24 protein-coding genes and 1 pseudogene are annotated in these 24838 nt (G+C 42.1%); 5 read left to right on the forward strand and 20 right to left on the reverse strand.

Translation table 11 applies throughout. From position 1 onward, the window contains the following. Positions 1–958 precede the first annotated feature (958 nt). The 4 genes from AC5590_RS33300 to AC5590_RS33315 all read left to right on the forward strand — a co-directional run bounded on the left by AC5590_RS33300 (position 959) and on the right by AC5590_RS33315 (position 4183). Entirely contained in the window at positions 959–1489 is a 531-nt protein-coding gene (locus AC5590_RS33300) for a hypothetical protein (RefSeq protein WP_169267501.1), read from the forward strand. A gap of 186 nt (positions 1490–1675) precedes the next feature. Then, the gene (locus tag AC5590_RS33305) at positions 1676–2932 is read left to right on the forward strand and encodes a ParM/StbA family protein (RefSeq protein WP_169267502.1); all 1257 of its coding nucleotides are present in this window, start codon (positions 1676–1678) and stop codon (positions 2930–2932) included. Between the two features lie 389 nt (positions 2933–3321). Next, entirely contained in the window at positions 3322–3783 is a 462-nt protein-coding gene (locus tag AC5590_RS33310) for a hypothetical protein (protein WP_169267503.1), read from the forward strand. Positions 3784–3793: 10 nt separating this feature from the next. Next, positions 3794–4183 (forward strand): hypothetical protein, encoded by a 390-nt coding sequence (locus AC5590_RS33315; RefSeq protein WP_216670069.1) that lies wholly within the window; start codon positions 3794–3796, stop codon positions 4181–4183. A gap of 112 nt (positions 4184–4295) precedes the next feature. Here AC5590_RS33315 and AC5590_RS33320 read toward each other — a convergent pair whose 3' ends face one another. The 4 genes from AC5590_RS33320 to ssb all read right to left on the reverse strand — a co-directional run bounded on the left by AC5590_RS33320 (position 4296) and on the right by ssb (position 7121). Beyond that, a complete protein-coding gene (locus tag AC5590_RS33320) occupies positions 4296–5288 on the reverse strand; it encodes a ParB/RepB/Spo0J family partition protein (protein ID WP_169267505.1) in 993 nt (330 codons plus the stop codon). After that, positions 5285–6064: a ParA family protein gene (locus tag AC5590_RS33325; protein ID WP_169267506.1), complete on the reverse strand. Its 780-nt coding sequence runs from the start codon at positions 6062–6064 to the stop codon at positions 5285–5287. The genes AC5590_RS33320 and AC5590_RS33325 overlap by 4 nt, the downstream gene beginning before the upstream one ends. A gap of 126 nt (positions 6065–6190) precedes the next feature. Continuing rightward, positions 6191–6607 (reverse strand): hypothetical protein, encoded by a 417-nt coding sequence (locus AC5590_RS33330; RefSeq protein ID WP_169267507.1) that lies wholly within the window; start codon positions 6605–6607, stop codon positions 6191–6193. A 130-nt stretch (positions 6608–6737) separates the two neighbouring features. Further along, on the reverse strand, positions 6738–7121 hold the full coding sequence (gene ssb / locus AC5590_RS33335; RefSeq protein ID WP_169267508.1) for a single-stranded DNA-binding protein: 384 nt from the start codon (positions 7119–7121) through the stop codon (positions 6738–6740). A 171-nt stretch (positions 7122–7292) separates the two neighbouring features. Here ssb and AC5590_RS33340 point away from each other — a divergent pair, with 171 nt between their 5' ends. Further along, a complete protein-coding gene (locus tag AC5590_RS33340; RefSeq protein WP_169267509.1) occupies positions 7293–8279 on the forward strand; it encodes a hypothetical protein in 987 nt (328 codons plus the stop codon). A gap of 92 nt (positions 8280–8371) precedes the next feature. Here AC5590_RS33340 and AC5590_RS33345 read toward each other — a convergent pair whose 3' ends face one another. The 16 genes and pseudogenes from AC5590_RS33345 to AC5590_RS33420 all read right to left on the reverse strand — a co-directional run bounded on the left by AC5590_RS33345 (position 8372) and on the right by AC5590_RS33420 (position 24452). Further along, on the reverse strand, positions 8372–9022 hold the full coding sequence (locus AC5590_RS33345; protein ID WP_169267510.1) for a hypothetical protein: 651 nt from the start codon (positions 9020–9022) through the stop codon (positions 8372–8374). Between the two features lie 73 nt (positions 9023–9095). Beyond that, entirely contained in the window at positions 9096–9938 is an 843-nt protein-coding gene (locus tag AC5590_RS33350) for a DNA polymerase III delta subunit-related protein (protein ID WP_169267511.1), read from the reverse strand. After that, positions 9935–10888, reverse strand: a complete 954-nt coding sequence (holA, locus tag AC5590_RS33355) for a DNA polymerase III subunit delta (RefSeq protein ID WP_169267512.1) — start codon at positions 10886–10888, stop codon at positions 9935–9937. The genes AC5590_RS33350 and holA overlap by 4 nt, the downstream gene beginning before the upstream one ends. A gap of 246 nt (positions 10889–11134) precedes the next feature. Then, positions 11135–11926 carry a hypothetical protein gene (locus AC5590_RS33360; RefSeq protein ID WP_169267513.1) on the reverse strand — a complete coding sequence of 264 codons (792 nt, stop codon included), beginning with the start codon at positions 11924–11926 and terminating at the stop codon, positions 11135–11137. A gap of 2 nt (positions 11927–11928) precedes the next feature. Continuing rightward, positions 11929–13743 carry a 3'-5' exonuclease gene (locus tag AC5590_RS33365; protein ID WP_169267514.1) on the reverse strand — a complete coding sequence of 605 codons (1815 nt, stop codon included), beginning with the start codon at positions 13741–13743 and terminating at the stop codon, positions 11929–11931. 195 nt (positions 13744–13938) lie between these two features. Continuing rightward, a complete protein-coding gene (gene dnaX, locus AC5590_RS33370) occupies positions 13939–15237 on the reverse strand; it encodes a DNA polymerase III subunit gamma/tau (protein WP_169267515.1) in 1299 nt (432 codons plus the stop codon). A 70-nt stretch (positions 15238–15307) separates the two neighbouring features. Then, a complete protein-coding gene (gene dnaN / locus AC5590_RS33375; protein WP_169267516.1) occupies positions 15308–16669 on the reverse strand; it encodes a DNA polymerase III subunit beta in 1362 nt (453 codons plus the stop codon). A 69-nt stretch (positions 16670–16738) separates the two neighbouring features. Beyond that, positions 16739–17674: a DUF5895 domain-containing protein gene (locus AC5590_RS33380; protein WP_246163625.1), complete on the reverse strand. Its 936-nt coding sequence runs from the start codon at positions 17672–17674 to the stop codon at positions 16739–16741. Between the two features lie 298 nt (positions 17675–17972). Continuing rightward, positions 17973–18236, reverse strand: a complete 264-nt coding sequence (locus AC5590_RS33385) for a transposase (RefSeq protein WP_169264873.1) — start codon at positions 18234–18236, stop codon at positions 17973–17975. Then, a complete protein-coding gene (locus AC5590_RS33390) occupies positions 18166–18558 on the reverse strand; it encodes a hypothetical protein (RefSeq protein ID WP_169264872.1) in 393 nt (130 codons plus the stop codon). The genes AC5590_RS33385 and AC5590_RS33390 overlap by 71 nt, the downstream gene beginning before the upstream one ends. Then, complete coding sequence (locus AC5590_RS33395; protein WP_169264871.1) at positions 18537–19001, reverse strand: helix-turn-helix domain-containing protein; 465 nt, start codon at positions 18999–19001, stop codon at positions 18537–18539. Before AC5590_RS33395 ends, AC5590_RS33390 begins: the two co-directional genes overlap by 22 nt. Before the next feature lie 441 nt (positions 19002–19442). After that, a complete protein-coding gene (locus AC5590_RS33400; RefSeq protein WP_169267518.1) occupies positions 19443–20471 on the reverse strand; it encodes a hypothetical protein in 1029 nt (342 codons plus the stop codon). 302 nt (positions 20472–20773) lie between these two features. Then, on the reverse strand, positions 20774–21094 hold the full coding sequence (locus AC5590_RS33405; RefSeq protein ID WP_169267519.1) for a hypothetical protein: 321 nt from the start codon (positions 21092–21094) through the stop codon (positions 20774–20776). Further along, entirely contained in the window at positions 21091–21783 is a 693-nt protein-coding gene (locus AC5590_RS33410; RefSeq protein WP_246163623.1) for a hypothetical protein, read from the reverse strand. The genes AC5590_RS33405 and AC5590_RS33410 overlap by 4 nt, the downstream gene beginning before the upstream one ends. Positions 21784–22390: 607 nt before the next feature. Beyond that, a complete protein-coding gene (locus AC5590_RS33415) occupies positions 22391–22678 on the reverse strand; it encodes a ThiF family adenylyltransferase (protein ID WP_246163620.1) in 288 nt (95 codons plus the stop codon). A 198-nt stretch (positions 22679–22876) separates the two neighbouring features. After that, a pseudogene (locus tag AC5590_RS33420) lies at positions 22877–24452 on the reverse strand (group II intron reverse transcriptase/maturase). Between the last annotated feature and the right edge of the window lie 386 nt (positions 24453–24838).

Below are 24838 nucleotides of genomic sequence, written 5' to 3' on the forward strand. Positions count from 1 at the left end.
GACAAAAACTACTTGCGCTCCACTTTGGACGTTGCTGTTTTTAGAGTCGGGGCATAAATTGTTAAAATGCTGTCTTGTAGCGCTATCCACCTGACGGGGTGACCCTCGCTTCGCTCAAATTCAAAATTCAAAATTCAAAGTTCAAAAAAAAAGAAAAAGGATGCAAGCCCCGCTCCTTATGGTATGGAGAGTGTAAAAAATGTTTTCCGAGACGCGCAGCGCGCACTTCGGAGCGGCACGAAGTGCGGAAAACGGCGTCCTTGTTTCAAGCCCCCAACTTACGTTATGAGGTTCTTAATTTTGAATTTTGAATTTTGAACTTTGAATTCCCCGAAGGGGGTGACGAGGGGTCTAGAAGGGTTGGTATATTTGTTCTTTGTAGTGTGCCGAAGGCAAGATTTTGCAAAATACTTTCACCCGCCCAAAATTTTTTAGATGCACCATTAAACCCTCATCGGATACTGAATGAAGTTTTGCAATACATACCGTATCTAAACATACCTTGTCTTGTGGTATAAGTGCACACTTTGGAAGGTTTGTGGTTTGTAAGGGGACATACTGCTGTTATGCGAGAGTATAGCAGCAGTAGGCTTAACTATCCTTATCTTTTTATAGTACTTTTATACTAAGGATATCAGTAGTAGGTAAGGGATTGCTATAGGGACAGTAAGGGATAGTTGGAGATGACATTTTCTCCGTAGCCTGTTATGGTATAGCAAAGTACATCATCATTACTGTTAAATTCTCATTTGTCGGTAGGAATAAGGTGTTCAATTCACGCGCCTTTGTTTATCTGCGAAATATTTTGTGGGTTGTAGGCAATTTATTGTTAGTCGAAAACAATTTTATTTTTCAACTACGTTGCGGTTTGGGCTGGTATTTTGCGTGGGAGGTGGAGTAGGAGAATAGTTGAGAATTCAATCTTCAATTAATAGTTAGTGAGGTTTGGATATTAGGGATGAGTCAGACAGAGTTTGAGGTGATACCGCAGATAAAGCGGAGTGTGAATACGGTGACGGGGAAGATGTTTAAGTATTTGGTATCTAACCCGATGGAGATGGGGTTGGTAGAGACAGTGGTATATACCCTCAAGGCATTTTGGTTACCCTTGGCGATGCATTCGGTGGGGATAGGTGGAGAGGAATTGAGGAAGGTTGCTTTGTGGGCAATTGGGGTATTGGAGAGTCAGATTCAAATGATTAAGCGCGTGTGTGGATTGGAGGGGATATCGCAGTTGGTGCTCATTACACCGATGGTGGTGGGCCAATCTTCTCCCCAAATTATGTCTTCCTCTGTTGTGTCTCAAGAACAGGTCATAGTTAATAGTAATGGGCATATTCCCCAAAAGTCTGTTGCTTCTTCTGAGGAACCATCGCAAAAAGAGGAATTGGATGGAGAAGATGACTTTTTTGATTCAGATGAGGATGTGATACCGTCAGGAATGATTGAGGGGGATGCAGGGTTTAGTTTGGAGTTTTCAAGTATTTGAAACAATTTGCCGATTGCCAAATGATATCTTGTTGCTGGGGTTACTCTAAATCTGCTTCAACCTATACCACTTCTTTGAGAGAACTGTCTTAAGAAAAACTAGGGTTTTTGAAATTCTTGTAAACTAATTCACTCTTATTTAAGAGTAGGTTAGATTGGTTGAAAATCATTTATATATAAAAAAGATATGGCTAAAACTAGTGGTAAAGCTCAATCTAGGAAAATTGTTTTAACCTTGGATATGGGTGGGAGCAAAACTAAGGCTATTGTGCAGGAATATCCAGAGGGTAAGCCGCAAGTTTTGCTGATGGACTCGGAGGTTGCTGATGTGGCGAGGGCATCGGTTGAGGGAATAGATACTGAGGGCATACCCGAATCTCGTGCTTGGGTAGGTGTAGGTGGAGAGTATTATGTGTTGGGTGCGCTTGCTCGTCATCAGTTTCGGGGAATATCGCAACTGAAAGAACTAAAGTATGAGCTGGCAGTACCCAAGGTATGTGGGGCGATTTGGTTGGCTAAGGAAAAGTTGGGATTGGAGAATGATGTTTCTGTTTATTTGAATATTTTGCTGCCGCCGGGGGAGACTCAAGACAAGGTTCAGTTGGAAACTCGATTGAAGGAAGTATTTAGAGGATTTGAAACTCCAGCGGGTAGGATGCGGGTGAGGATGACTTACTACAATGTGGCGTCTGAGGGAAGTGGTGTATTTTTCCATCGCAGACGTACTAGTGGTGGTGCTATACCTACCTCAATGTTTGTGATGGTGGGTTATCGCAATGCGAGCGCTTTTATTGTTCGGAGTGGTGTTCCCAGTCGGGGAATTACTAGCGACTTGGGGATGTCTTGGCTTGTCAACAATTTTGTTTCCAAAACATCAGGACTCAGTCCTGATAATACTAGTATTGTCGAGGTTTTGGTTGAGGCGGGTGCAAGTTGTGACTCCCAAGTGTTGCAGAAACTTTCTCGCAAGCGTAAACCTGATGAGATAAAGGCTGATGGGGAGTCTATGTCTAAGGCTCTATTGCTTGTTAGAGATGAGTACTGGCGAGCGATGGCAAGGTGGTTGCGCTCCCGGAGGGAGGATGATGTGTGCGAGTTGGTATTTTGTGGGGGTACAGCTGATTACATTCGCCCTGAGATTGATGCTTATTTTGAGAAAGAGGGTATTCCAATATCTTGGCACGGCGATATTGTGATTCCAGATATAGCCAGTAGCCTGGGCAATCGCATGACAGATGTAGTTGCTTTGCACGAGCATATGGTATTGGAATTTGATAGGGTGACTAATTATGAGCGCTCTCAATCTTTGTTTGATGCTCCTACGGTTAAACCTGACTCAGTTACTGATATTGAGGTGAAGGCTAATACTTCCACGAGGCTTGTTCCAAACTATGCTCCCCGTCCTGTCCCCAAGGAGTTTCTCACGATGAGCGATAAAATTTAGCCTGTATAAGCGTGGATGTAGAGTACTGTGCGCTCTACGCAAGAGCCGTGCCGTAGGCATACGTTATCGCAACGCCAGACAGTTTATCAGTTAAACTGTCTGGCGTTGCATTAGTTTTTATGGAGACGCAGACGTACCAACTATCAGCCCTTTTGACTATTGTGGCTTGTTTGAGAGCAGAAAAATCTGATAGTGGACGGTGCATTCAGGACGGGTACTGAACTGATAGTCTAATTAATTTTATTTTGCTAAATGATAGTTTTGTGATGTTCTCCAAGTTGAGTTGTATGTAATTATCAAACACTGATTTGTTGTAAATTGTTCGGTACGTAAGGGAAGATAAAAACTTGATTGCTTACACTTTTCAAATAAAGAAATACGCATCTATTATGTTGACTGCAAAACAAGAGTTAGACTACGGTTATGCCAGCTTAAATCGATCTGGTTGTAGGGTTCTAGAGGGTTGGGAGGGTCAAGCTTTTCGACCGTATGAAGTAAAAACCCTTTACTACAGAAATTTACTATGTGGTTTATTGGTAACTTTGGAAGGTTTGGAATGGATGACGCTTGATATCCTGCGTGTCTTGTTTCCAAATGATAAGTTGTGCAGGAATGACTTGGCATTGCAAACTTTGTTTGTAGTTTTCTGTCCAAAGCGATATACGAACTGTGGAGATAATTTATCCTCTAGAATAGTTATTTTCCATGAGGTTTTGTTTGGTTGGTTATCAAAATATTTACCTGATGAAGTCATCCATGAATTTTACGAGTGGTTTGCCAAAACTACCCTACTTTTAGATATGGGTTGTCATCATCAATCTCGACCAGAAGTAGTTGCATCTTTCGCCTAGAACTATGCAGATGTACAACTACTATAATTCTGATGATTTGGTTGTCCCCCAGGTACTAGTTAATGCAACTTGTGGGTTAATTCGTTCTCATCTACAGCGTTCTTTTATTACAATTGAGTCTTTCTTATGTCCTATTTATGAAACAGGTAAGCCGTGGGATATAGGTTGTTGTTTGGGATATGTTGTCTACACCCTACCTTCTGACATAGCTTATATCAAGAACTACGAAGATATTCTTTCTCGATTAGGACATAGTTTATCTAGGGTTTTGTACGCCCCAGATGATATTCGTCCTTACGGGTTAGTTAATGTAGTTTTGGATGTACGCCTAACGAATGCTCATCCTTTTACTCAAGCCTACTTTTTAGAGCATTGTTTCAAACTGGATTATTGCAAATAAAAAGTTCTTTAAAGAGAATCGCAGTACTACTAGTTGAGTGCTGCGATGATAATTTCAGTGAGATTTCTATAGAAATGTGCTGACTCTCTGGAAGCTTTATAGTTTCCTCTAATCAGTTTTCTAGAGTTTCTTCTGCTGTTTCTATCTCTTCTTGAAGTTTAAGTAATTCCATAAGCTGTTCTATTAGTTTATTAACTTTATTCAGTCTTTTTTTATCTTCATTCAGAGTTTTGTCTTTCCTGAGCAGCGATGATATTTTTCCTACTCGTGTTGCTAATTCTCTTGTAGGCGTTTCTTGTTTCTCTTGTTTGCTAGCTTTTAGGGTATCCCCCACTATCTTTTTTATCTGTGATAGAGATAGCTTTTCCTCTATTGCCTGTTTTAATACCTCTTGTCGTTGCTCTAAATCCTTTATTTTGGAAATGGTTGTTGCTTTAGTGTACTCCAGTTCGCCTTTCGCCAGTACTGACTGAATGTCACCGGGTAGTTTGAGTAGGGGTAGGCGGTTAGCTACAAATGATTGCCAGGTGATTTTGCTTAACTTGGAAAAAATGTCTTGTAAAGTCAGTGCATCGTCGCTAACCATAACGTTATGGTTAGAATTTCCCTTAGTTTCATTATTCATCTCGTATAGTAGTGAGATTACCGTATCTTGATTAAGATCTAGCTCCAGAGCGAGTAATTCCAGAATGCCGATAGTTTCTTCATAGGCGTTGAGGTCTTCTCTTTGTAGGTTTTCTGCGAGGCGGATGCGGGTGGCTGTTTTCTCATCGCAGTCAATGATATTGACGGCTATTTCTTCTAATCCTGCAATTTTGCAAGCACGGAGGCGACGCTCGCCAGCCATGAGTTCGTAAGTGTTGCCTGATGTATATCTGACTGCGATAGGTGCAAGAAGTCCCTGAGCTTTGATATCGTTTGCCAGTGATTGTAGTGCTTCAGTATCAAAGTAGCGTCTTGGTTGGGATGGAGGGAGGATGATTGAATCTATTGGTAGGGTAGTAGTGTTTTTCTTGGTTGATTCTTCTTGGGTTGCACTACTACCCAATAAATCATCGAGTGCATTTTTGTCATACTCTTTGAGTTCAACTTTCTTGATAGTCATATTTCTAGTTTTTTGAGATAATTTGCGATTTCTTCTAAGATACTAACTGCAGGGTGATTTTTTTTCCACAGAGCAAGTGGAAGGTGTGCTTGTGATGCACTAGGGAAGTCTATCGATTTGGGAATAGGAGTAGTTATGTGGACGCGCCCCCCAATTTGGTTTTTGATAGCTTCGAGTATACCTGATTGTTGAAGGGTGCGTTGGTTGTGCTGGGTTGGGATAAAAGCTGCGATTTGTAAGTCTTTGTGTCCTCCTTTTTTGAGACGGGCAATTGTTGTTAGTAGTTGTTCTGTAGCTGCGTAGCATTTATATTCTGTTTGGACTGGGATGAGTAGATGGGTAGCTGCAAGTACGCTCATAATGCTTAAATAGCCCAGCGAGGGAGGACAATCGATTAAGATGTAATCGTATTGATTGGCTATTGGTTCGAGTACTAGTTTTAGTTTTTGGCGACCGTCGGTTGTGATATCGCGCCCTAGTTCAAGTTCAGCTCCAACTAAAGCATTATTGCTAGGTACAATATGCATCTTGTGGATAGGTTCGTGCCAAATATTTAGGGGTGCGCGTTCGGTGATTGCAGTATATATTGTCTGCTCGTCTTTTAGCTCTTTTGGTTCGATTCCCATGAAGGTTGTTAGGCTTGCTTGTGGGTCCATATCGACAAGCAGAACTTGGTGTTTTTGGGCGAGATGATACCCCAGATTGTGTATAGTTGTCGTTTTCCCCGCACCCCCTGACTGGTTGAATGCAGCGATTATTTTAGTTTGACTTGTCATTTTTTAAGGGTGTTTTATACTTAACTGTTGCGATTCTATCAAACTCTGATTCCGAAAAAATAAAAAAATAATGTCAGTATGACTGTCTAGACTGACTCACACTGACATGATTCCAAAAACTGACTGTTAGAATGGGATGTCGCTTAATTCTTCGTTACTATCGCTGTTGATGTTTTCTTCGAGTAATTCTTGTGCGAAGTCGGGAGTTTCTTCTTTTGTAGCTCCAAATTGTGCTAATTGAGGAAGTGTTTTCCCAGTTGAAATGAATCCTCTAATGACGAGGGTAGCAACTTTTTCTTTGTAACCTTCCCGTTCGTTGACTTGTAAATTGATGTATCCGGTAGCTACACCTTGAGGGTATTCGCCACTCCCTTTGATATCTACGGCTGGAGTTCCTTTAGCACGGTAGGAGATTTCATCTATTACCACGCCATCTTTACCCCGATAGCTAAATTCAGCTATTCCGTAGGTGATTAAGCTACCCTCTTTGTCGTGGGTTTCATTAACGCTTTTGATGACTACTGTTGTATTGGTTTCAATCATGGTATTGTAGTTTTTTCACTAATTGACTACTCCCCAACCAGTTACTTTGGGCTGAGGACTATTTTTTTGCACAGACATTTTTACCAGATAGTTTTCTCAACGCGGGACAACTCAAGGCACGAGACTGTCCTTAGAAATTGGCGTTAGCTAGGCTTATGGTTTGTTCTTCCTGTAAGGAGGATTTATCTTCACTGCGAGGAGAACCTAATAATTCGATTGTTTGGACAGTTACTACGGGTTTAGAGCGCATTGCACCTGAGTTTTTGTCTGTCCATCTATCAAATCCGAACTCGCCTAATATGGAAATTTGGGTTCCCTTTTTGACGTAATTTGCGATTACCTCAGCTGTTGAACCCCAGGCGATGAGGTCAAACCATAATGCTGTTTCACTTTTGTAGGGAGGTCTAACTGCAACCGAAATACTTGCTTTTACCGAGCCACTTTCAAAGTAGCGAATGTCCGGATTTTGACCGCAGCGTCCGACGATTGTAATACGATTGAGATAGTCGCTCATAGGATTTGTGAAATTTTTAATACTTTACATTTCTACTGCGTTAGCACTTGTTAGTTTGTGGTTGTTTGTAACTGTGTGGAGCAAGTCATAATTTTTCTGATATTTTGTTTATTTATTGGTATAAAAATTGTAGATATGGGAAATATATATGTATCGATTTATTAATTTTTTATGGAAACATTTAAATTAGAAATAGACTCAATGCGATCGCTTCAATCCAGATTTGTCAAATGTAAGTTGGTCATGCTCGCTCTGATGTGGATGCAGTATGACGAAGATCAACAAAGAATTGAGAGTGCTGATTACTCGTCACCTTTACTTGTAGACAATTCTGAATGGTGGGATAGAAATGGTGGTCCGGATGTTGAACATTTTAGGAAGGTATCTAACACAGTTAGGATTGGTGCTTGGGATGAGGTGATGTCACTTCGTTTGGTAGACCTTCTTTCTCCCAACCCGACTTGCTTGCATGATGCTTCCTATTATGCTCTTGTGGCAATTGCAATGTATTTAGTAGATGGTGAGCTTAAGGGAAAGTTTATTAATCCTGCTGACCAATATTTTGCGCGTAGGATAGTTTATCAGAGCCTTCAAACTATGGGTAAAAAATATTTTAATGGAACAGATTGTTTTTCCCTAACTGGAATTGAGGACTCAGATAGTCTTATGTGGGGATTGGCGCTGCATTATCTTGCGCTTGAGATTGCAGCTGAGGGTGGTTTTGGTATGGGTAATAGCGATATAGATGATAAAATTGAAGATTTTTTGTCAGGTATGGATGATGTTGAAAGGGCTGAATTTGATATTGAACTTGGGTTATTGCCAGATGGTTATTTTCAATGTAAACCCTATATTGAAAAATGGACTGACCGCACTGTATTCTTATCAAAATTAGTCCACAGGATAGTGTATTACGTATTTGTTGGTCACGGGTATGATGCTAATCGCCTTGACGAGATAATGTCGATTCCATTTAATTCTCGCGTCTCTACTACCTTTCAATCATTGTTGGTTGCTGCTGTTTATAGGATTGGTTATTTTATTACTACTTCTGGGGTTGAGGAATGGCAGGAAGGTAGAAATTGGCTCCTGCGAGAAGCTTTTTCTAACCTGTTACCCTTTTACGAACGAGGTAGAAAAGATGCTGCAAAATTGTAGATGAAGAAGAAAAAATCAGGTTGGTTTAACCAATCCTGATAATACTTGATGTATGGTTGCACAACTGTCACTGGGTAGTAGGTAATAGTTGTTTAAAACAGTGATAATTGTGGATTATTTATCTCTGTAGATTGATTACTTTCTAAGGGTTTTTGCTTAAGCTTCTTACCCCATTCGTTGCTTGCACTCTTGATGACACGAGTGCGGATATCGGTGGCGATGTTTTCATAATCATGCTGGATTTGTTTGTAATTGATAGGGGTGCTACCAATACTTTCCCACAGTTTGTCATAATTATAGTTTGGGAATGGTTGGTGCTTGATAAGGCTAGTATGACTGCAATAAAGATAAACGTTGGTCCACTCCCAAGACAGTGGAACCTCAAATGTGATTGGCATCATTACAGCAAGTACTTCGCTTGGAGTAGCAAGTTTCCCGATCTCCCCTTTATCTACCTCCTCTAGGATTGTATCTAATCTGTCAATTACAATTGCTTGCCACACCCAACTGGGGATAGTATCTCTCCATTCTCGCCCACCAGTGATTGTGGGACCAGCTAAATATTTAATTAATTGTGCATCCACCTCTGCTAGTTCTAACAAACAAGCGAATACCTTTCTATCCATCCCCATGCTGGCTAGAATCTTAAGCATCTTTTGAAGGTTAGGAGTTAGTATTTTCTCTCCTTTTAATTTACTATTTTTGATTGTTTGTTCAATATCAAATAGGCTTTGTTGTTGCATTTTAATCTCCATAGAAAAAGCCGCTAGCTAGTAGAAATTAGCTGACGGCTTGTTGGTATGTAACGATGATTTTTTAGGGTATGAACAGGTTATCCCACACGTTTCTAGTTGATATGTGACATTGGAATTGTTCTCTTGCTATTGTAAATTTGGCAAGCAGCTCGGTGCTTTTAGTCTTTTCCCACCAGTTTGCTTGTAAGTAGGTGAGTAATAAAGCTTGAGTTGATTTATCCTGTTTACTTGTCCAATTACTGACATCCAGGGCTGTAATTACATTTTTGGGAGGTAATTGCAGTTGGTCGAGTATGCTTTCAGGTATGGAATTTAACAAATTGTGGAATGCGATCGCGCGACCTGGACTGCCCGAACAAAGTTTGAGTATGTCTTGGTGTAAGAATATTTTCTGTTTTTCCAGAATAGTTTTTACTTCGTCAATAGGTAGTTGAGCAAATGGTACTATTTGACACCTACTTTTGATGGTAGGCAGTATATTCTGGGCTTGGGATGTGATAAGAATAAATATTCCTTTTCCTGGTTCCTCTAAGGTTTTGAGTAGGGCGTTGGCGGCGGTGGGTGTAATGGTGTCGCAGTCGTGGATAATTACTACTTTGTGATTGCTTTGAATAGGAGAAGTTGAAACAAAGGTGATGATTTCCCGTACCTGTTCTACTCCGATAGTGGAATTTTCCTCTTGCGGGTGTACTTTCAGCATGTCTGTGGTGCTACAGATGTAGGAGGCAAATAAAAGGGCGGTTTTGGTTTTACCTACTCCTTCGACGGTGCTGGTAAATAAGTAGGCAGAGGCAATTTTACCGCTTGCGATGGTTCGGAGGAGCTGCCTCTGTGAGGCGATCGCGCTATTTAAGATAAGTTTTGCGGTATGCTGAGCGACTATCTCGTTAAAGAGGTTGTTCATAGGGTGCAGATTTTAATGATGGTAGGGGTGAAGTTGTCAATGCCAGACTTAAGTTCGCCCTCAAGTTGGATCAGTGCTATGAGGGTTTGTTTAAGTTTGAGGGCGCTTACAGTTTCAACTTCTTTTTTGAGGAAGTACAGCCTTTTGGGATTGTTGAGTGAGGCGAGTGTTGAGATTTTGTTGTCGCTCAGTTTTTCTTCTACCCCAGCTTTGGTAATTAGCCAAGTGCGGAAGTAACTTATGAGAGTAGCGACTATCTTGAGAGCGTGTTCGTTATTGTCTAGCAGGCGATAAAGTATTTGTGCTGCTGTATTAGCTTTACTATTTTTGATGGCGTGGGCAAGTCCAGTACAACTGGTATTGTTGTTGCTAACTAAGTGTGAGATATCCTCAATATCTAGTTTTTCCCCTTGAGCGTAGATAGCAAGCTTGGCGAGTTCGCTATCGAGCCTTGCAGTATTGTTTCCAATTGCCTCTACTAGATAGCTTATGGCGGTGGGAGCAAGCTTTAAGAAGTGGGTTTTTAGTGCAGCTTGAATGAGTTTTTCTATCCCTTCTTTATCCCAACTGGAGATGAGGGGAAATTCTTCAATCTCAGCGTGTTGAAGTAGTTCTTTGACGGCTTTACTTCTGCCATCAGGCTTGCTTTGTGAAGTAATTAACAGTAGGTTTTGTTTGGGTATTTTGGGAAGAGTTTCTTTGAATGATAAAATTATTTCATCCGGGCATTTGTTTAATATCGTTCCATCTGTGATGTGGACAATCTTTCCTCCTTCTCCGAAAGGAATTGTCATCACTTCTATTATTGCTTGGGATATTGCTGACGTTTTGTTATCAACTCGGATGTAGTTGAATATTTCCCACTCTTGGGTAGTAAAATATTTGATTAATTGTTCTACCCTTTTTGAAATTGAATGGGTATCTTCCCCATAGATGAATTTTACTGGCATGGGTATATTGCTGGATTTTTTTATATATACTTGCGTTAGCCAGTAAGTGGTGGTAAATAAATCTTGTAGACTTTATACAATAGCTTTTTTTAGCTTTGGTTTGATTCTAAAAAATAACTGCTAAATTTATTAACCTAGCAGAATATTTTTGTTTTATGACCGTACTTTTTTGGCTGCATTGATGTTTAACAGTTCGCGGCAGTCGGCGAGGGTTCTTTGCATTATTTATTCAGGAAATTTTGCTACTTATACCTCCTTGAAATTTACTTTTTCATTTTCGGTTTGCTTTCTTACCCTGATTGTAGGATGTTTAACTGATTGGTTCCCGTGATAATTGCGCCAGTTATCTAACTCATTGAGGTATTGTAATATAGCAGATGCACCTGCTACTTGATATAGTGAAATAGCCGACTCCCACTCCTGAAAACTTGCTTTTTTCTCATTAAGAATTTTGATGATAGCAGTGGGAAGTTTGATTTCCTTGCCAGTATCTAAATCAAAGTGTGGTGTAGTTTCTAGAAGTAGTTCTTGTTCTGATAGAGGTACACCACTGCTTTTAAGATTTATCTCATTTAGTTGGGCAGTTATACCTGATAGAGGTAGAGTTTGTTGGGTGACATGCGTAACTTTTCCCCGGTAACTTCTTTTTTGTTTAACCTCCTTGGTTTTGACAACCACAGGATTTTGGGGAGTGGGTATCAAGTAAGCTTGTGGGAGTTCAAGTGATAGTTGTTCTTTGAGTCTGTAGGGTACGGTTTGCTTTTGAGCTGGGGTCATCTTATAGGAAAAGTTTGCTGTTTTTCTGGGATCGCCAAACTTGCGCAATTTGACTTTAAGCTTATAAGATATATTTCCTCGAATGAAAGTATGGCTATCAAGAACTACAGGTATGGTATGTTCCCACCATTCAACTTCAATAACCCGGTCGCCATCTAATAAATCATAGACGTTGGTTAATCTGGCGTGGGGTTTGTCTTTCAAGAAATTATCTAACCACTTGCGTTGTTTTTTGTTGAGTAGTGATAATTTTTTAGCCATTGTTAGAATAGGGTCAATTGTTTGCGACTGTCTAGCATTTGAGGGTTTGCTATTTGCAAGATTTCTAGTCGTTTTTGGGCAAGTAAATTGAGATAATACTGTGATGAATAGTTCTGCGAACTTTTTATATTTGTTACACCTTGAATGCTGTAATAGTAGGTGACGATATCTCCAGGTTTTCCTAGTTTTAGAAGTTCTTTTTCACCTTCACGAATTTTGCGAGTGATGGCGAGTTTATCTTTTGGGTAGTCTCTTGATGAGATCTGCGATTTGACATTTTTGTAATGTTCCTCTGCGCGTAGCTGATTTTGAATGAAATAGGTTAAATATTCAACAGGAAATTCTTTTTCTAGTTTTGAGCGAGAGCGACTTCTCCAACTACCTTTGCGGATAATCCTGCCATCTTTTAGCCACAAGAGATAGTTCTTAGTTCCCCTTTCGGGAATAAACATGGCTTCGGCAATAAATTCTAGTTTGACGATTATCCCTTTGGGTAATTGAGATTGAAGTATGGCGTACACCTCTTCTACATTAGGGTGGGTAAAAAACACACCATCAGTATCAACTTCTATAGGGACTGCGCCAGCTTGATTGATTACCTCAATCATAAACTGTAGGATACGCCGACCATAAGCTGTTACCAGGGCTGCTGCTTCCATATCATTAAAGGCAAGTTCAGATGTGCCGAAGAACCCAAACTGAGAATTAGCTAGGACTTTGGTGGATTCTCTTTTTTCCTTGGCAACAATATCTCCAGTCTTAGCAAGTTGTTCCAGCCTTGATTTTTCTTTGACTAAATATTGCAAAATGCTTAACCCAATGCGATCTGTATCCTTACAAGAGACAATCCCAAAAGACAGTATGGCATTGGGATACATTGAACTAATGTCTATGTATCCAACTTTCTTATACAGTCCGGGAACAGAATACGCTATTCCCCCTTGGAATTTGTACTTGCGGTCGGGTTTAGGTTTTATCCCTTGGTAGTGATGCTCGAAAATTCTCTCCCACTTGGTACCATTACCTGCGAGGGCTAGTTGTTGAAGGTTCATTCCCGGTACAACTAGCGCTTCGTAGTAATATGAGGGTACTAGCCTCGACGCTATGAGTTGGGTATCTTCTAAGTCGTAAGTAAGATACTCCTTAATTTTCTGCCATCCCTCACTACCCCAACCAGCTTTCCAGCAAACTAGAATTTCCTCATAGGAGAGAACAAGTCTCGCTTGAGAGCGTAATCCCATTTCCAGGACGGCTTGTTTGAGTGACCGTCCGTTGGTAAGGGACTTAGCGACGAAATCCCATCTGAGAACGCAGATATAGATATCTATATGCAGGCTGTTTCGGATGAATACTTCTCGGATAGTTAGTGGTGTACCATGTACCTGGGCAGTTCCGATAGTGCGCGTTCTAGATGCAATTCTAAAGGGATGAGCGATGCCATGTAATTCGCAGCGGGTGATAATAAACGGTAGGTCAAACTCAGTCCCATTGTAGGTATAAATTACGTCTAGTTTGCTTATTTCTAGGTGTTTAAGAAACGAGATGAGGATTTTGCTTTCGGAGATATCCATAAAAATGGAGACTTTCCCCATTTCACTCATACAGCCAATTGCATAGATGCGATTCTCTCTTGGGTTGATTCCTGCTGTTTCAATATCGACTACCAGAGTTTTGAGGCTAGAGTAGGTCGAAATATTTACTGTAGGTTGCCACTTCGGTATAAGAGTGGTCTCTTCCCAGAATATGTCGAGTTTTTCCTCATCAACTATAATTTTATTACCAAATTTGGTAATAAAATTTCTATGGTTATAACTCATAAATTCTGAACTTTACGAATTACAAATACCAAATTTTTGATGTCGATAATGTAGTGTTTACTCTGATATTCGCCCTCGAAAACACTCCAAGTGTTTTACGTCGAGAAGGCTTAATTATCTGCTTCTATCAGAAAAAATCTCCCCTCAAAAATTGGGGAAAGTGGATGTTTGATTTTTCTGAGGCGAAAAGTATTTTTACGCAGTTTGAAGCTTTTCTACTAGTTGTACCCATGCTGGAGCCTTTTTTCCATTAATGGGTGTAAGCTTCTGCCAGTGTTCCTGCAACTGCGCTTGTGATAGATGGGGTAGTTGTTCTTTCCCCCAATTAATGGCATCTTGGGCAGTTTTCCAATTCTTCCAGGGTTGAGCTTGGGGACTGCTTGTGGTTGAAACTATCTCGATAAGGGTAGCTTGCAACCATAGGTGCGCGCCTTCATCTCGCATGAGATTTTGACGTGCCATTAGGAGTGCGATCGCCGACTGAATGTGGTTAATACTCCACGATTTGGAGATTGTTGTAAGTTCCTTCCAGGTGTCCTCCTCTAGAAGAGTGAGATTTCTGCCATTCGGGTTGGTTTTGCAGATAAGTAGGTCTTTTAGAAAGCTGACAAGACTAGTGTGGATGGTGATTGGGTGCTTGCCATATTTCATCCAATCTTGGAGAATGCCTAAATTGCCTGTCATTTCTCCCTTGGTAATATTTTCACAGAAAGTGACTAAATCGTGTTCGGGAATAGTACCTGATAGTTCCCATACCCAGTTGGGAGTGATTTCCCCGAATCCTAGTAAGGTTAGTTGGTCTAGGAGTTTGAGTGAGTCGCGTAGGTGTCCGTGGCAAGCTTTAGCGATGGCGGTTAATGCTGTAGGAGTGATATTTATACTTTCTTGGTGGGCAACTTTTTCCAGGTAATCTACAACTAGTGAGAGGGAAACTCTTCTAAAGTCAAACTTTTGGCAGCGGGAGATGATAGTTTCTGGAACCTTGTGTACCTCGGTGGTACAGAAGATGAATACAACATGGGTTGGTGGTTGTTCTACTGTTTTGAGTAATGCTTGCCACGATTGGTGAGAAAGGGCATGACATTCATCTACTATTAAAATTTTGCGCCTACTCTCGATTGGTTTAAGTTGAAGGTTAGAGACTATCTCGCGGATGTTATCTACTCCTGAGTGACTGGCGGCGTCGAGTTCGGTTACATCAAGGGATGAGGAGTGAGAAATAGTCTGACAAGAATTGCACTCACCGCAGGGTTTGGTTGTTGGTTCTTCTGTCGATAGACAGTTGAGGGATTTGGCGAGAATGCGGGCTGTACTGGTTTTACCTGTACCCTTGGGACCTGTAAATAGATAGGCTGGGGCAATTTTGCTGAGTGCGTTCGTGGAGTGACTTCCTCCTGAGAGGATTGCATTATCCAGAGTGCGTACAATATGTTCTTGTCCAATTATTTGTGAAAGTTGCTGGGGGCGATATTTGAGATGCAGTGGTGTGTACATATTTGAGAGTGTTTGATTTTACAGATGAATTTGTGTATAGCCAGTTTTCTGACTGACTATACTTTTTGGTTTATACGGCTGCTGTTTCTAATTTTGGTTCTGGTTTTAGTTCTTGCTTGCGCTTGCGGGATTTTGATTTGTTGGCGGTAGGTGTATCAGACGGCGGTGTGTCTGTGACATTAGTTGTTTCATTGGATACTTTTTCTCGTTCTGGAAGTTGATCCACCCCTTCTGCTCCTGTTTCATTTTCATTTTCAGGTTTTGAAGTGTCAGTTTTATATTTGGCAAGACCTTCTGGTTTATCGAAATCTTGCACCTCTACGGGCATAATGAGTGTTAGTTGGTCAAGCAATCCACCTAAAGGAGAAATAATGACTGGTTGGAGGGGCTTGTTAAATCTGAATATAACTTCATCGGTTGATATGTGCTTGAGCGCTTCTTGTAGATAGCCACTGTTTAGCCCAATACCAATGTTTTCTCCTATACTGTTTTGGGTCTTGATAAGCAAAGAATCTACCGCGTCCCCAATATCAGTATTACCCGTCATTAATGTTGCCTGTTGGTCATTTACTTCCCATAGAATTTTGACAATTTTGTGTTTTTTCTCTGCGAAATGGCTGATTCTTTTAAGAATTATTTCCATTCCTTTGCGTTCTACCATGAGTTCGTTAGCAAAGCTTTTAGGAATAAGGTGGTTAATCTGGGGAAATTCTCCTTCTAACAACCTGGATGTGAGTTCAGCATTTGGCAAGATAAACTGGATAGTGTTGTTTCCAACCTTGAGGGTACAACTGCTATTTTCGGCTGTTGTCGAGAGGATTTTTCCCAACTCGGTGAGACTTCTTCTAGGGACTGTGAATGAGATCGGCGAGTAGTTTCCCTCTAGCTTGGAGGATACCAACGCAAGGCGGTGTCCGTCGGTGCTAGCGCAACTCCAATTTTCGCCTTGTAAGTGGAAATGTACGCCTGTGAGGATAAGTTTGGTTTCGTCTGTGCTACTGCAATACAGACAAGCTTCTAAGGCAGCTTGTAGCTTTTTGCTAGGGATACTGATTTCAGTGGGGTTTTCTGTTTCTGGGATACTTGGAAAATCTTCTGGATTTCTTCCTACAATGCGACATTTCCCCGTACTGTGGCTGATAACGCAGGTGCGTTCGCTTACTTCAATATCCAGCTCGCCGCTTCCTAGATTGTTAACCGTGTCGGTTAGTAGTTTGGCGTTTAAGGCGACTACACCTGCCTGTATAATATTAGTTATTGCTGTAGTTTTGATACTGACGTTCAGGTCAGTACCAATGACGGTAAGTCTGCCTTCATCCGAGGCTTCGATTAGCAAACTTCCGAGTATAGGGTCTACTGGTCTTGTGGATATGCCGTTTTTGGCTGTTTCTAGGAGTTCTGTCAGTACAGATTGAGTAGTTGTTAGTTTCATAGTGTATTTTACCTGGACATGAATTGTAAAGGTGCTCGTGTGTCAACTAGCACCTTTTAGAATTAGAACTTAATAAGGTAGTTCTTCGATTGTTGAGGGAGGTAATGCAGCTAGTTCGGTAGTATTTACACCTGCTAGCTGGTGATGTGTAGCTACGACGGCGGAGGTTTTACCAATGCGGTGGCTAAATTCAGGATTAGCCTGCATGATTGTTTGGAATTCAACTTCTTTGTCTTCGCAGAAGAATTCGAGGAAATTGCTACCATCAGGGTTAGGAGATTTGTAGGAGTCAACTACTGCTACCCAGGATTTGTCGCGTTGGTTGGTTGCTTCTTTGGGTTCGTGTGATGGTATGAAGGTAGGTTGAAAGATACCAAGGCGGTGGAATTCTTGGGATTTTTCAACAACGGGTATGTCTGCAAACCTGGCGAACGCTACCTCCAGTTCGCGTTGGAATTGTTTGTAAGCCTCACCAAATCTAGAAGAGGCTACTCCTTTGATTGATAAAGCGATTGGTTTGTTGTGGAGGTTTTTATTGTTTCCATCTACTAGGTTAATTAGGTAGAACCGTCGCAGTACTACTTTTTCTTTCCCCAAAGCTTGGTACATATCATACCCGTCGCCGTACTCGTATATACCGATAATTGCACCATCGTCCCTTTGTTCGATATACCGGGGTGATACATCGAGGATGTGCATACGGGGTGATTGCAGGAGAATTCCCATTTCTGGAGTACCACTGGAGAAGGTGTGCTTGTGGGTGGGTTCGCCTCCTTGCCAATCAATGTTTCCTAAGTATTTGTCTTTGACGAACAAGCCAACCTTTTCTGCTTCCATGTGATTGATTATCTGGCAGATGCAAATATTGCTGATGGGAGCGTTATATTCAGAGTTGGCAAATTTTGATACTAACGTTTTTCTCTGTTCGAGATTATCTGGAATTGCAGTTTGTGGTTGTTCTTTTTGTTCTTCTTTTGTATCTGGTTTGATTGGATTTTTAGCCATAATTATGGTTCTTGAACTAGTTCAAATAACCTGTGCATTTGCATATGTTGTGGTAAAAAACTAAAGTCGTCTGGATTTACAAACGACTCTGAAAGTGAGTGAAATTTTCAAGTATTATTTAAGTAACATCTTCCAATTCATATGAATATTCTTCTATATACTTCTTGTTCTTCACTCCTTCATACCGCCTAAGTAGGTCAACCTAATTAAACATAAAACGTTCAACTTGATACTGACCTTGCACGGCTCTATTTTCTATACCCTCAATAATGGCGATTGCCTACGGCAGAGCTAGCCCCTAAGGGGGCGCTACGCAAACGCTTAACGCTAGTTCATATTCATCCTCAAAAACTCGAGATGCAAGCTCGTCACGTTTGAGATGCAACCATTCATCTTCAATACGATTCATTTGAGGGCTGTAAGGCGGCAGAAAAAAGATGTACAAACCCTGCTGTTGCCATCGTTGATGGTGCTGACGTGCAAGATGGCTTTTATGAACAGACGCCGGGATCGTGAATGATGACGGTGATTTGTCCTGTTTTATGCAAGCGATGTTTAGCAATTGCTGCCTGCCAGTCCATTAGTTGCACATAGGTTGGTGTCTTGAGTGTCCCAACCATTAAGGCATAATCAAAACGAACCTTCGGTTCCCAAACACCGAAGATGTTGACACGCCTACCCCGTCGGCGTGGTTGCCGGATACATTTTTGTTCTCCCCTTCGTCCGTAGCTGTAACTTGTGGGACTAGTACAATAGCAACCAGATTCATCCAGGTACTTCAAATACACAACGCCTAATTGTGCCCAAAGCTTGAGTAATTCCCAATCCAAGCGTTTGGCTTGGAGATACTCTGGGTTTCGGGTTACAGGCGGACTGTAACGCACCCGTTTCCAGTACCACCCTTTTTTTTTAATACCCGTCTGACTTGTTCGGCTCCCAGTTCCACTCGTCTTTCACTCGCTAGTTTCTGGCTCAACTGCCGTGCACTGTATCGCCGTGGTTCTGCAAGCCACTGCTCTAGTGCCTGCCAATCGGCCTGGTTCCAACGTCGTGTTCTTCCACGTCCGGGCGCTTCCCACAGTCCTCCCAAACCATGTTTGTGCCAGCGACTGATCGTTTGCCGCACTGTTTGCTCTGCCCAATCTAAGTACTGCGCAATCTTTGGAACATTCCAACCGTAAGCGTTTAGTCTTAAAGCGTTAAGCGAAGCTCTGCCGTAGGCAATCGCTCTTTGCTTAGTTCTTGAAGGCACTCGTTGCGCACAACTGAGTTCTTTGAGTGTACGGTCTTCTTCACAGGTCAGCGTTATTCTTAGCGGCGCAGGCATCGGTTATCACTTTATTGCTGTCTTCTCCCTATCTTACGTTTTTTTAGGTTGACCTACTTATTAAGGTGTTTGGCAATTTCTTTCGTCTGGGACGACCTCAACCCCTTCACCGCACATCTTATGAGTATGGCCAGATTAGCTCGTTCTTTCTCATCCTCATTCATCTTCACTAAAAACAATCCCCACAGGTCTAATCGTCACTCCACGGTTTTGAGAGTGACGCGGTGTCATGATATTTATTTTTAGTATGAAATGAACTGTCGGCGTAATAAGCTATGACAGGGAAGTAAGAATGATGACAAACAAAAATACTGCCAATGATACGTCTTCCATGACAAAACCTCTCGTAAAACCTGTAGTGTGATGGAGATGAAATTAAGTGATTCCTCTGTGGACGGGTAGACTGTGAGTAAATCCGAGAGGTGCATCAAAGAAGTGCGCTTATTCAGAAGCGTCTTGAGGTGGAGAATCCCCGTCGTCCGTCTCCATCTTTGCGTCTTTGAATTGTCGCTCAAGGAAGGACAAGAGCTTCTTCTCGAACCGGGTAAGGGTCGCTCGCGCAGTAAGGGTACCGAAATGCCGGAAAATGGGGACAAGAGCATCCTCCCCGACCCCGACCCCTTCGTAAATTGCTTTCAAACGGCTAAGAAGCTCTGCTCTCTCCTTCTCCTCTTTCTTGGAAAGCTTGAGCGGCACAACATCAGTAATGGCTACCTTGGGGACTGTACGGTCGAAAAGCTCAAGGGTGACTGTCTCCCCTGCCTCTTCCGTCACCACCCCCCAGAAGCCCGCACGATCCGAGAGAAGGGCATCTGTTGAGCGCTTTATGACGCACACGTCTCCCTCCTGAAGTGGGTTTGAAGGAGGTTTCGGTGACGTACCATTCCCTAGAATTTCCTGCTTCACCTCCTTTACGATCTCATGGCTTGGAGCTCGTCCCCCTGCCTTCTCTACCGCACGCATCCATACTTCAACCTGTTTTTCCGGGTCTTTTATCGTTGAGAGGGGACGGATTTGGTACTCGGTCGTCGGAAGAACGTGCACGGCTCGTGCACTTTTCGCAAGAGTATCGGTGACATTTGCAGCCTCGATATAGTGGTATGCTTGACGACGTTTGAAGCCGAAACGTGACTCACAATATTCTGTAAACGTCCGGTAGCTCTCTCGGTAGAGACGCTTTTCATTGATCGCTCGAAGTGCCGTAGCGGCAGCGTAAAAGGAGTCTTCTATCTGGCGTTCTAGTTGTAGGAGAAGCTCCTTCTCTTCGCCGGAAAGCGGCGCATCTTCTCCTTCGGTGATAAGCTCCGCTTCGACAGGGACTACACCCGTTTCTTCGGTCGTAGGCTCATCACGTTCGGCTTTCTCCTTCTCGATAGGAACAGAGGCACGTTCTTCGGTTTGTACTATCTCTACTGCCGCTTCCTGTTGCTCGTTCGGTTCTTCAACGGAAAGCTTCTTTCTTCTGGGCATCGCTTTTTTACCAACAACAATACCTCCGATTTTACACGCGATTCTACACACATAAGCATGCGATAGAGGAATTAGCTGAGTTCAGCACTCCCCTTGCGGCGGGGAAACTATCAAATCTCTATCCTTCCAAGCTGTCCGATTTTGCGAGAATCAATACACCTGGAAAATGGCGAATAATAGCTTTGATAATTCTGCACAACTTCTCCCTTCAGGATACCATCATTTTTGCGGCTTGCTTCGGGTTAGAAGTGTTAAAATTGAAGGTACAGAAACTGTCAGAGGTTGTGTGTTGTGAAGTTACTTTAAAAAGTGATAGCTGCATTTTCTTTCAAATCCTTAAGCGCACATTCAACGATGAGAGATTCTTCAGTCTCCCAAGTTTTCACTTCCCACAAGGTAGAAAGTCGTTCGCTTGAGCGAACTATAGCCTTAGAGCATTTGTCCTTACGGGTTACCCAGTATTGAAAGGTTTCGGCTTTTTCTTTTGAGTCAAACCCAAAATAAGTAGTTTTCCTCACTCCCGTAGGACTAGTAATGGTGGCGACTCTTGGAGATAGGATATTAAGCGTCCAACCATCTGATGTAAGTTCAACTTTTTTGACTTTAATTTCGGGAGAGTTCATAATTCAACTTCGGGAATTGCTGCTAAATATTCTTCAGCTGATATTTCTTTTGCGAGCCATTTATCATGTGCTTCTTGAGGAGTTAAAGTACAGGATGAAGATGTTTGTTTCGGAAAATCTTCTACTTCGGCTAGAAATGGTAGAAGTGTGGCTTCTAACCTTTCTTTGAAAGCTTGGTGTTTTTCTTTGGAATAGGTAAATTGGTAAACATCACCCGTGTTAACGAACAAATACACTAAACTAATTTCTGATGCTGATAATTGGGTTCTCTCATGGAGCAAGAATAATCTGAGTTGGGTGTGAAATGAATTTTCTAGTAACTGAAAGTTTGATGTTTTTTGAATAGTCCAATCTAGTCCAATTACCTGTTTTTCTTGATAAATGATTAGATCATAGTTAGCATATAGCAACTGTGATTTATAAAGATATTGTGCCTCGGTATTCCATTGTTTGCTGCCGGGAATATCTAGAAATGGTTTGGCTACTTCTACCCACTTGTCTATTTGAGGGTATGCTTTTAAAAATAGTTCTACAGGCAGTCCCAATCCAATCTGCTGCATGATGAGGTGAAACTCACCGCCGAGTTTTTCGCCTTGGCTAATTGGTGTTGTGCGTATGTTGTTTTTGGAAATTTTTTTGTTTTCCCACTCAAGTTTTTCTAATAGACTTGGATTGAATCTGTTCATCATAAAAATCTGTCCTGAGTATTTTTCAGGACAAATATGTGTTAACTCTTGTAGTTGTTTTTATTTAGACAAGATGATATTTACCAAGGTTTGTAATTGTGGTTTTAATGCTGCGACAGGACATAGTCATTAGGTTGAAGTAGCTAGCAAACTTGGTTATTTTTCCTGCTAGTGTTAATTCTAGAAGGTATTGAGATGCGATAGCTGATGTCATGCGGTTTATGAATAGAGTTTGATAATTAAGTATTTGAAGTTCCGCACATGAGAGTTTATTACTGCTGATCTCTTCAGGTTTTGGAATTAGCAGTTCGGGATGCACCAGCGCTGGGGATGGTAGATGTTTCCAGAAAGAGGGATTGTCTGCGTTATCCGAAGCGCTTACAATATCGAAGTCAGGGTGGGTTCCTAATAGAACTTGTCCGGAAGTGCTTGTGTTACCGCAGTCCAGCCAGAATAGATCAGCTTGCTCGCGGCTTTTGCTATATTCCAGACACGAGTGAATTTGCGCCCTAGCGGCGGCATTGTCTACGCAGCCGATGATAACCGTGAGGGTATTCCATCTGTATTTTTCTACATGGTTGGGGGAGAACCGATCTGAAATTGCTGTGACTTATAGCCCATATTTTGCACTACATCTCGTGGCTAAACACTGTGCTTTGGGCAAACTTATCTCTGATGGTTGGTAATTTTGGCGTGCAATATTTTTAGTTTCGACACTATCTCCATCAATGATGGTGAGGTTAGCCTTTTTATCGTTTTGCTGTAGCTGTAGTATGAGACGGCAAACATCTTCTGCGAGGTATCCTCCTGTGCCACCAGCCCCCACTAAGATAAAATCTACTTTGCGGTGGGGATGGGGGAGAACGGGTAAGAAAATTTCTGTATCGATTTGTATCATGGCTCAAATATAAAATTGGGGTCAATTTCAAAGAAGTGGTTGTACACCCCCAAGCGGGTGTATATGGTGGGAGTTGTATTAACTGTCCCGATAATTCCGAATATGCGGAACTTGGTTGAGTCGATGGCGGGTATTATCCTGCGCACCTCTCAGTTAAATCCGGACGTGCCCATTTCTGTGCATCCGGCTTCTGACGTTCTAGGGTTTCCCCTTGCTCATGTGGTGGTAATCGTGACAGCTTTCATGTACTGCCAGAAGATTATTTTTCTTCCAGTTGTCGTGATTGTCGTCGATGTGGTGTAAATGTACCCGTTCATCGCTGAGTATTTTCATACCACAGTATCCACATGCATGGTTTTGCCGCTTTAGGGTTTTAGAGGTTTCCCCGTCGTAGAGCTTGCTATTGCGCTCGCTCCAGTAAGGGATGTCTCCGTCGAAAGGTGATTTATCACCCTGGACATTGACAAATTTGTTTTCGGAGTAAGGAACTGCTGGGAACGCCTTATCTAGTAATTTCTTACTAGTGTGTCGGTTATTCTTTGCTTCCTTGTTGAATACCTTAAATGCTCGTGTTTCGATGTGGTATAGCGAATTGCGAGAACCGTCCATCTTACAAGATCGGTGGTAGTTCCTCCATCCTCTAACCAAGGGCGCTAATCTCTTAGCTTTTTCCTCGGAACCATAGTTAGAACAGTTGACGATAGCTCTTACCTTCCTGTGGAATGCTTTGAAGTTATCCACGGAAGGGACACATCTAAACTTTCCGTTGCTTTGCACTTTGAAGTGCCAGCCGAGGAAGTCAAAGCCATCTGTCGATGCAGTAATCTTGGTCTTCTTTTCACTGACATTCATTCCTCTGTCTGCAAGGAACTGATTTATTCTTCCAAGTATCTCTTCTGCGTTGTCTTCGGGTCGGAGTATTATAACCATGTCGTCAGCGTATCTTATAGACGGTTCCACAATGTCCCTTAGGGACGTACGTGGAGTTATCCGTCTTTTTGAATCCACATGATACCTATGGATACTTTCGATTCCGTTGAGTGCGATGTTGGCTAAAAGTGGACTTACTACACCACCCTGTGGGGTTCCCTGTTCTGGAAACTCTGGGTTAATCCCAGCCTTAAGGCAGCGAAAGATACCTTTCTTCATACCTTGCGGGGCAATGAGATTATTCATTATGGCGTTGTGGCTTATCCTGTCGAAGCATTTTTCTATGTCGAGTTCTATGACTCGTTTTTCTATCCCATTTGCTTGAGAGCTTAGGTTGAGAAACAGTACTTTTTGTGCGTCTTGCGCTGAACGTCCTGCCCTGAATCCGTAGCTCTTGGCGTGGAATGTTGCTTCATGTGCTGGTTCTAAGGCGTATTTCACAAGGCACTGCCATGTTCTATCCGCAATAGTGGGAACTTTTAGAATTCTGGTTTTGCCATCCTTCTTGGGTATCGGGATTTGTCTTAATTTGCGCGAGATGCCAATCAAGGTAGTTTACTTTGAGAAGTTTCTCAAGTTCAAAGCGTTCTTCAATAGTTAAGGACGCTTTCCCATCAATACCCGCAGTCTTTTTGCCAGCGTTTAGCTGAGTTACTTGTCGAATAGCCAGTAGCCGTGCTGCTTTAGATTTCAGAATCAGTTTTTGGATAGACCGGGCTTTCCGCATGTCTCCTGTTTTAACTGCTTTGAATAGCCGAACTTGTAGGCGAAACAAACTGCGTCGGAGTTTCTTCCACGGTAATTTGCTCCAAGATTCACTAGCATTTCTACTGTGTCCAATCATGCTCTACTCCTACTGACTACTTTCTGAACACCTCGGACCAATTACGGTCTGTCCTACCCGAATTAAAGGGATTCTGCCGCTCGTCTGGCTTACCTGGGTTTTCGACCTTCCCCAAGACCTTTAATTCGTTTTTATTCGTTCCTCGGATGAGATTGTTGTGTGCCGTCAGATGGAACCACTTCAACCGTTAGAATCCCTTACTCTTACCGCTTACAAGACGAATTATCGGCGGGATTTCTTTTTCTCTAACGAGGTCAGGGGTTTTGTGTTATGCCCTGCTTGCCTATAGGTTGCAATTCTTCGGTTCTTTTCTCACCATGTGTACTTCCTATTAGCGCAAAGCTCGCCGGGGGGAGTATCCCCCCGGCAGACTTTGCGCCAGTGTC

Source organism: Brasilonema octagenarum UFV-OR1 (assembly GCF_963888615.1).
In the GTDB taxonomy this organism is placed as follows: domain Bacteria; phylum Cyanobacteriota; class Cyanobacteriia; order Cyanobacteriales; family Nostocaceae; genus Brasilonema; species Brasilonema sennae.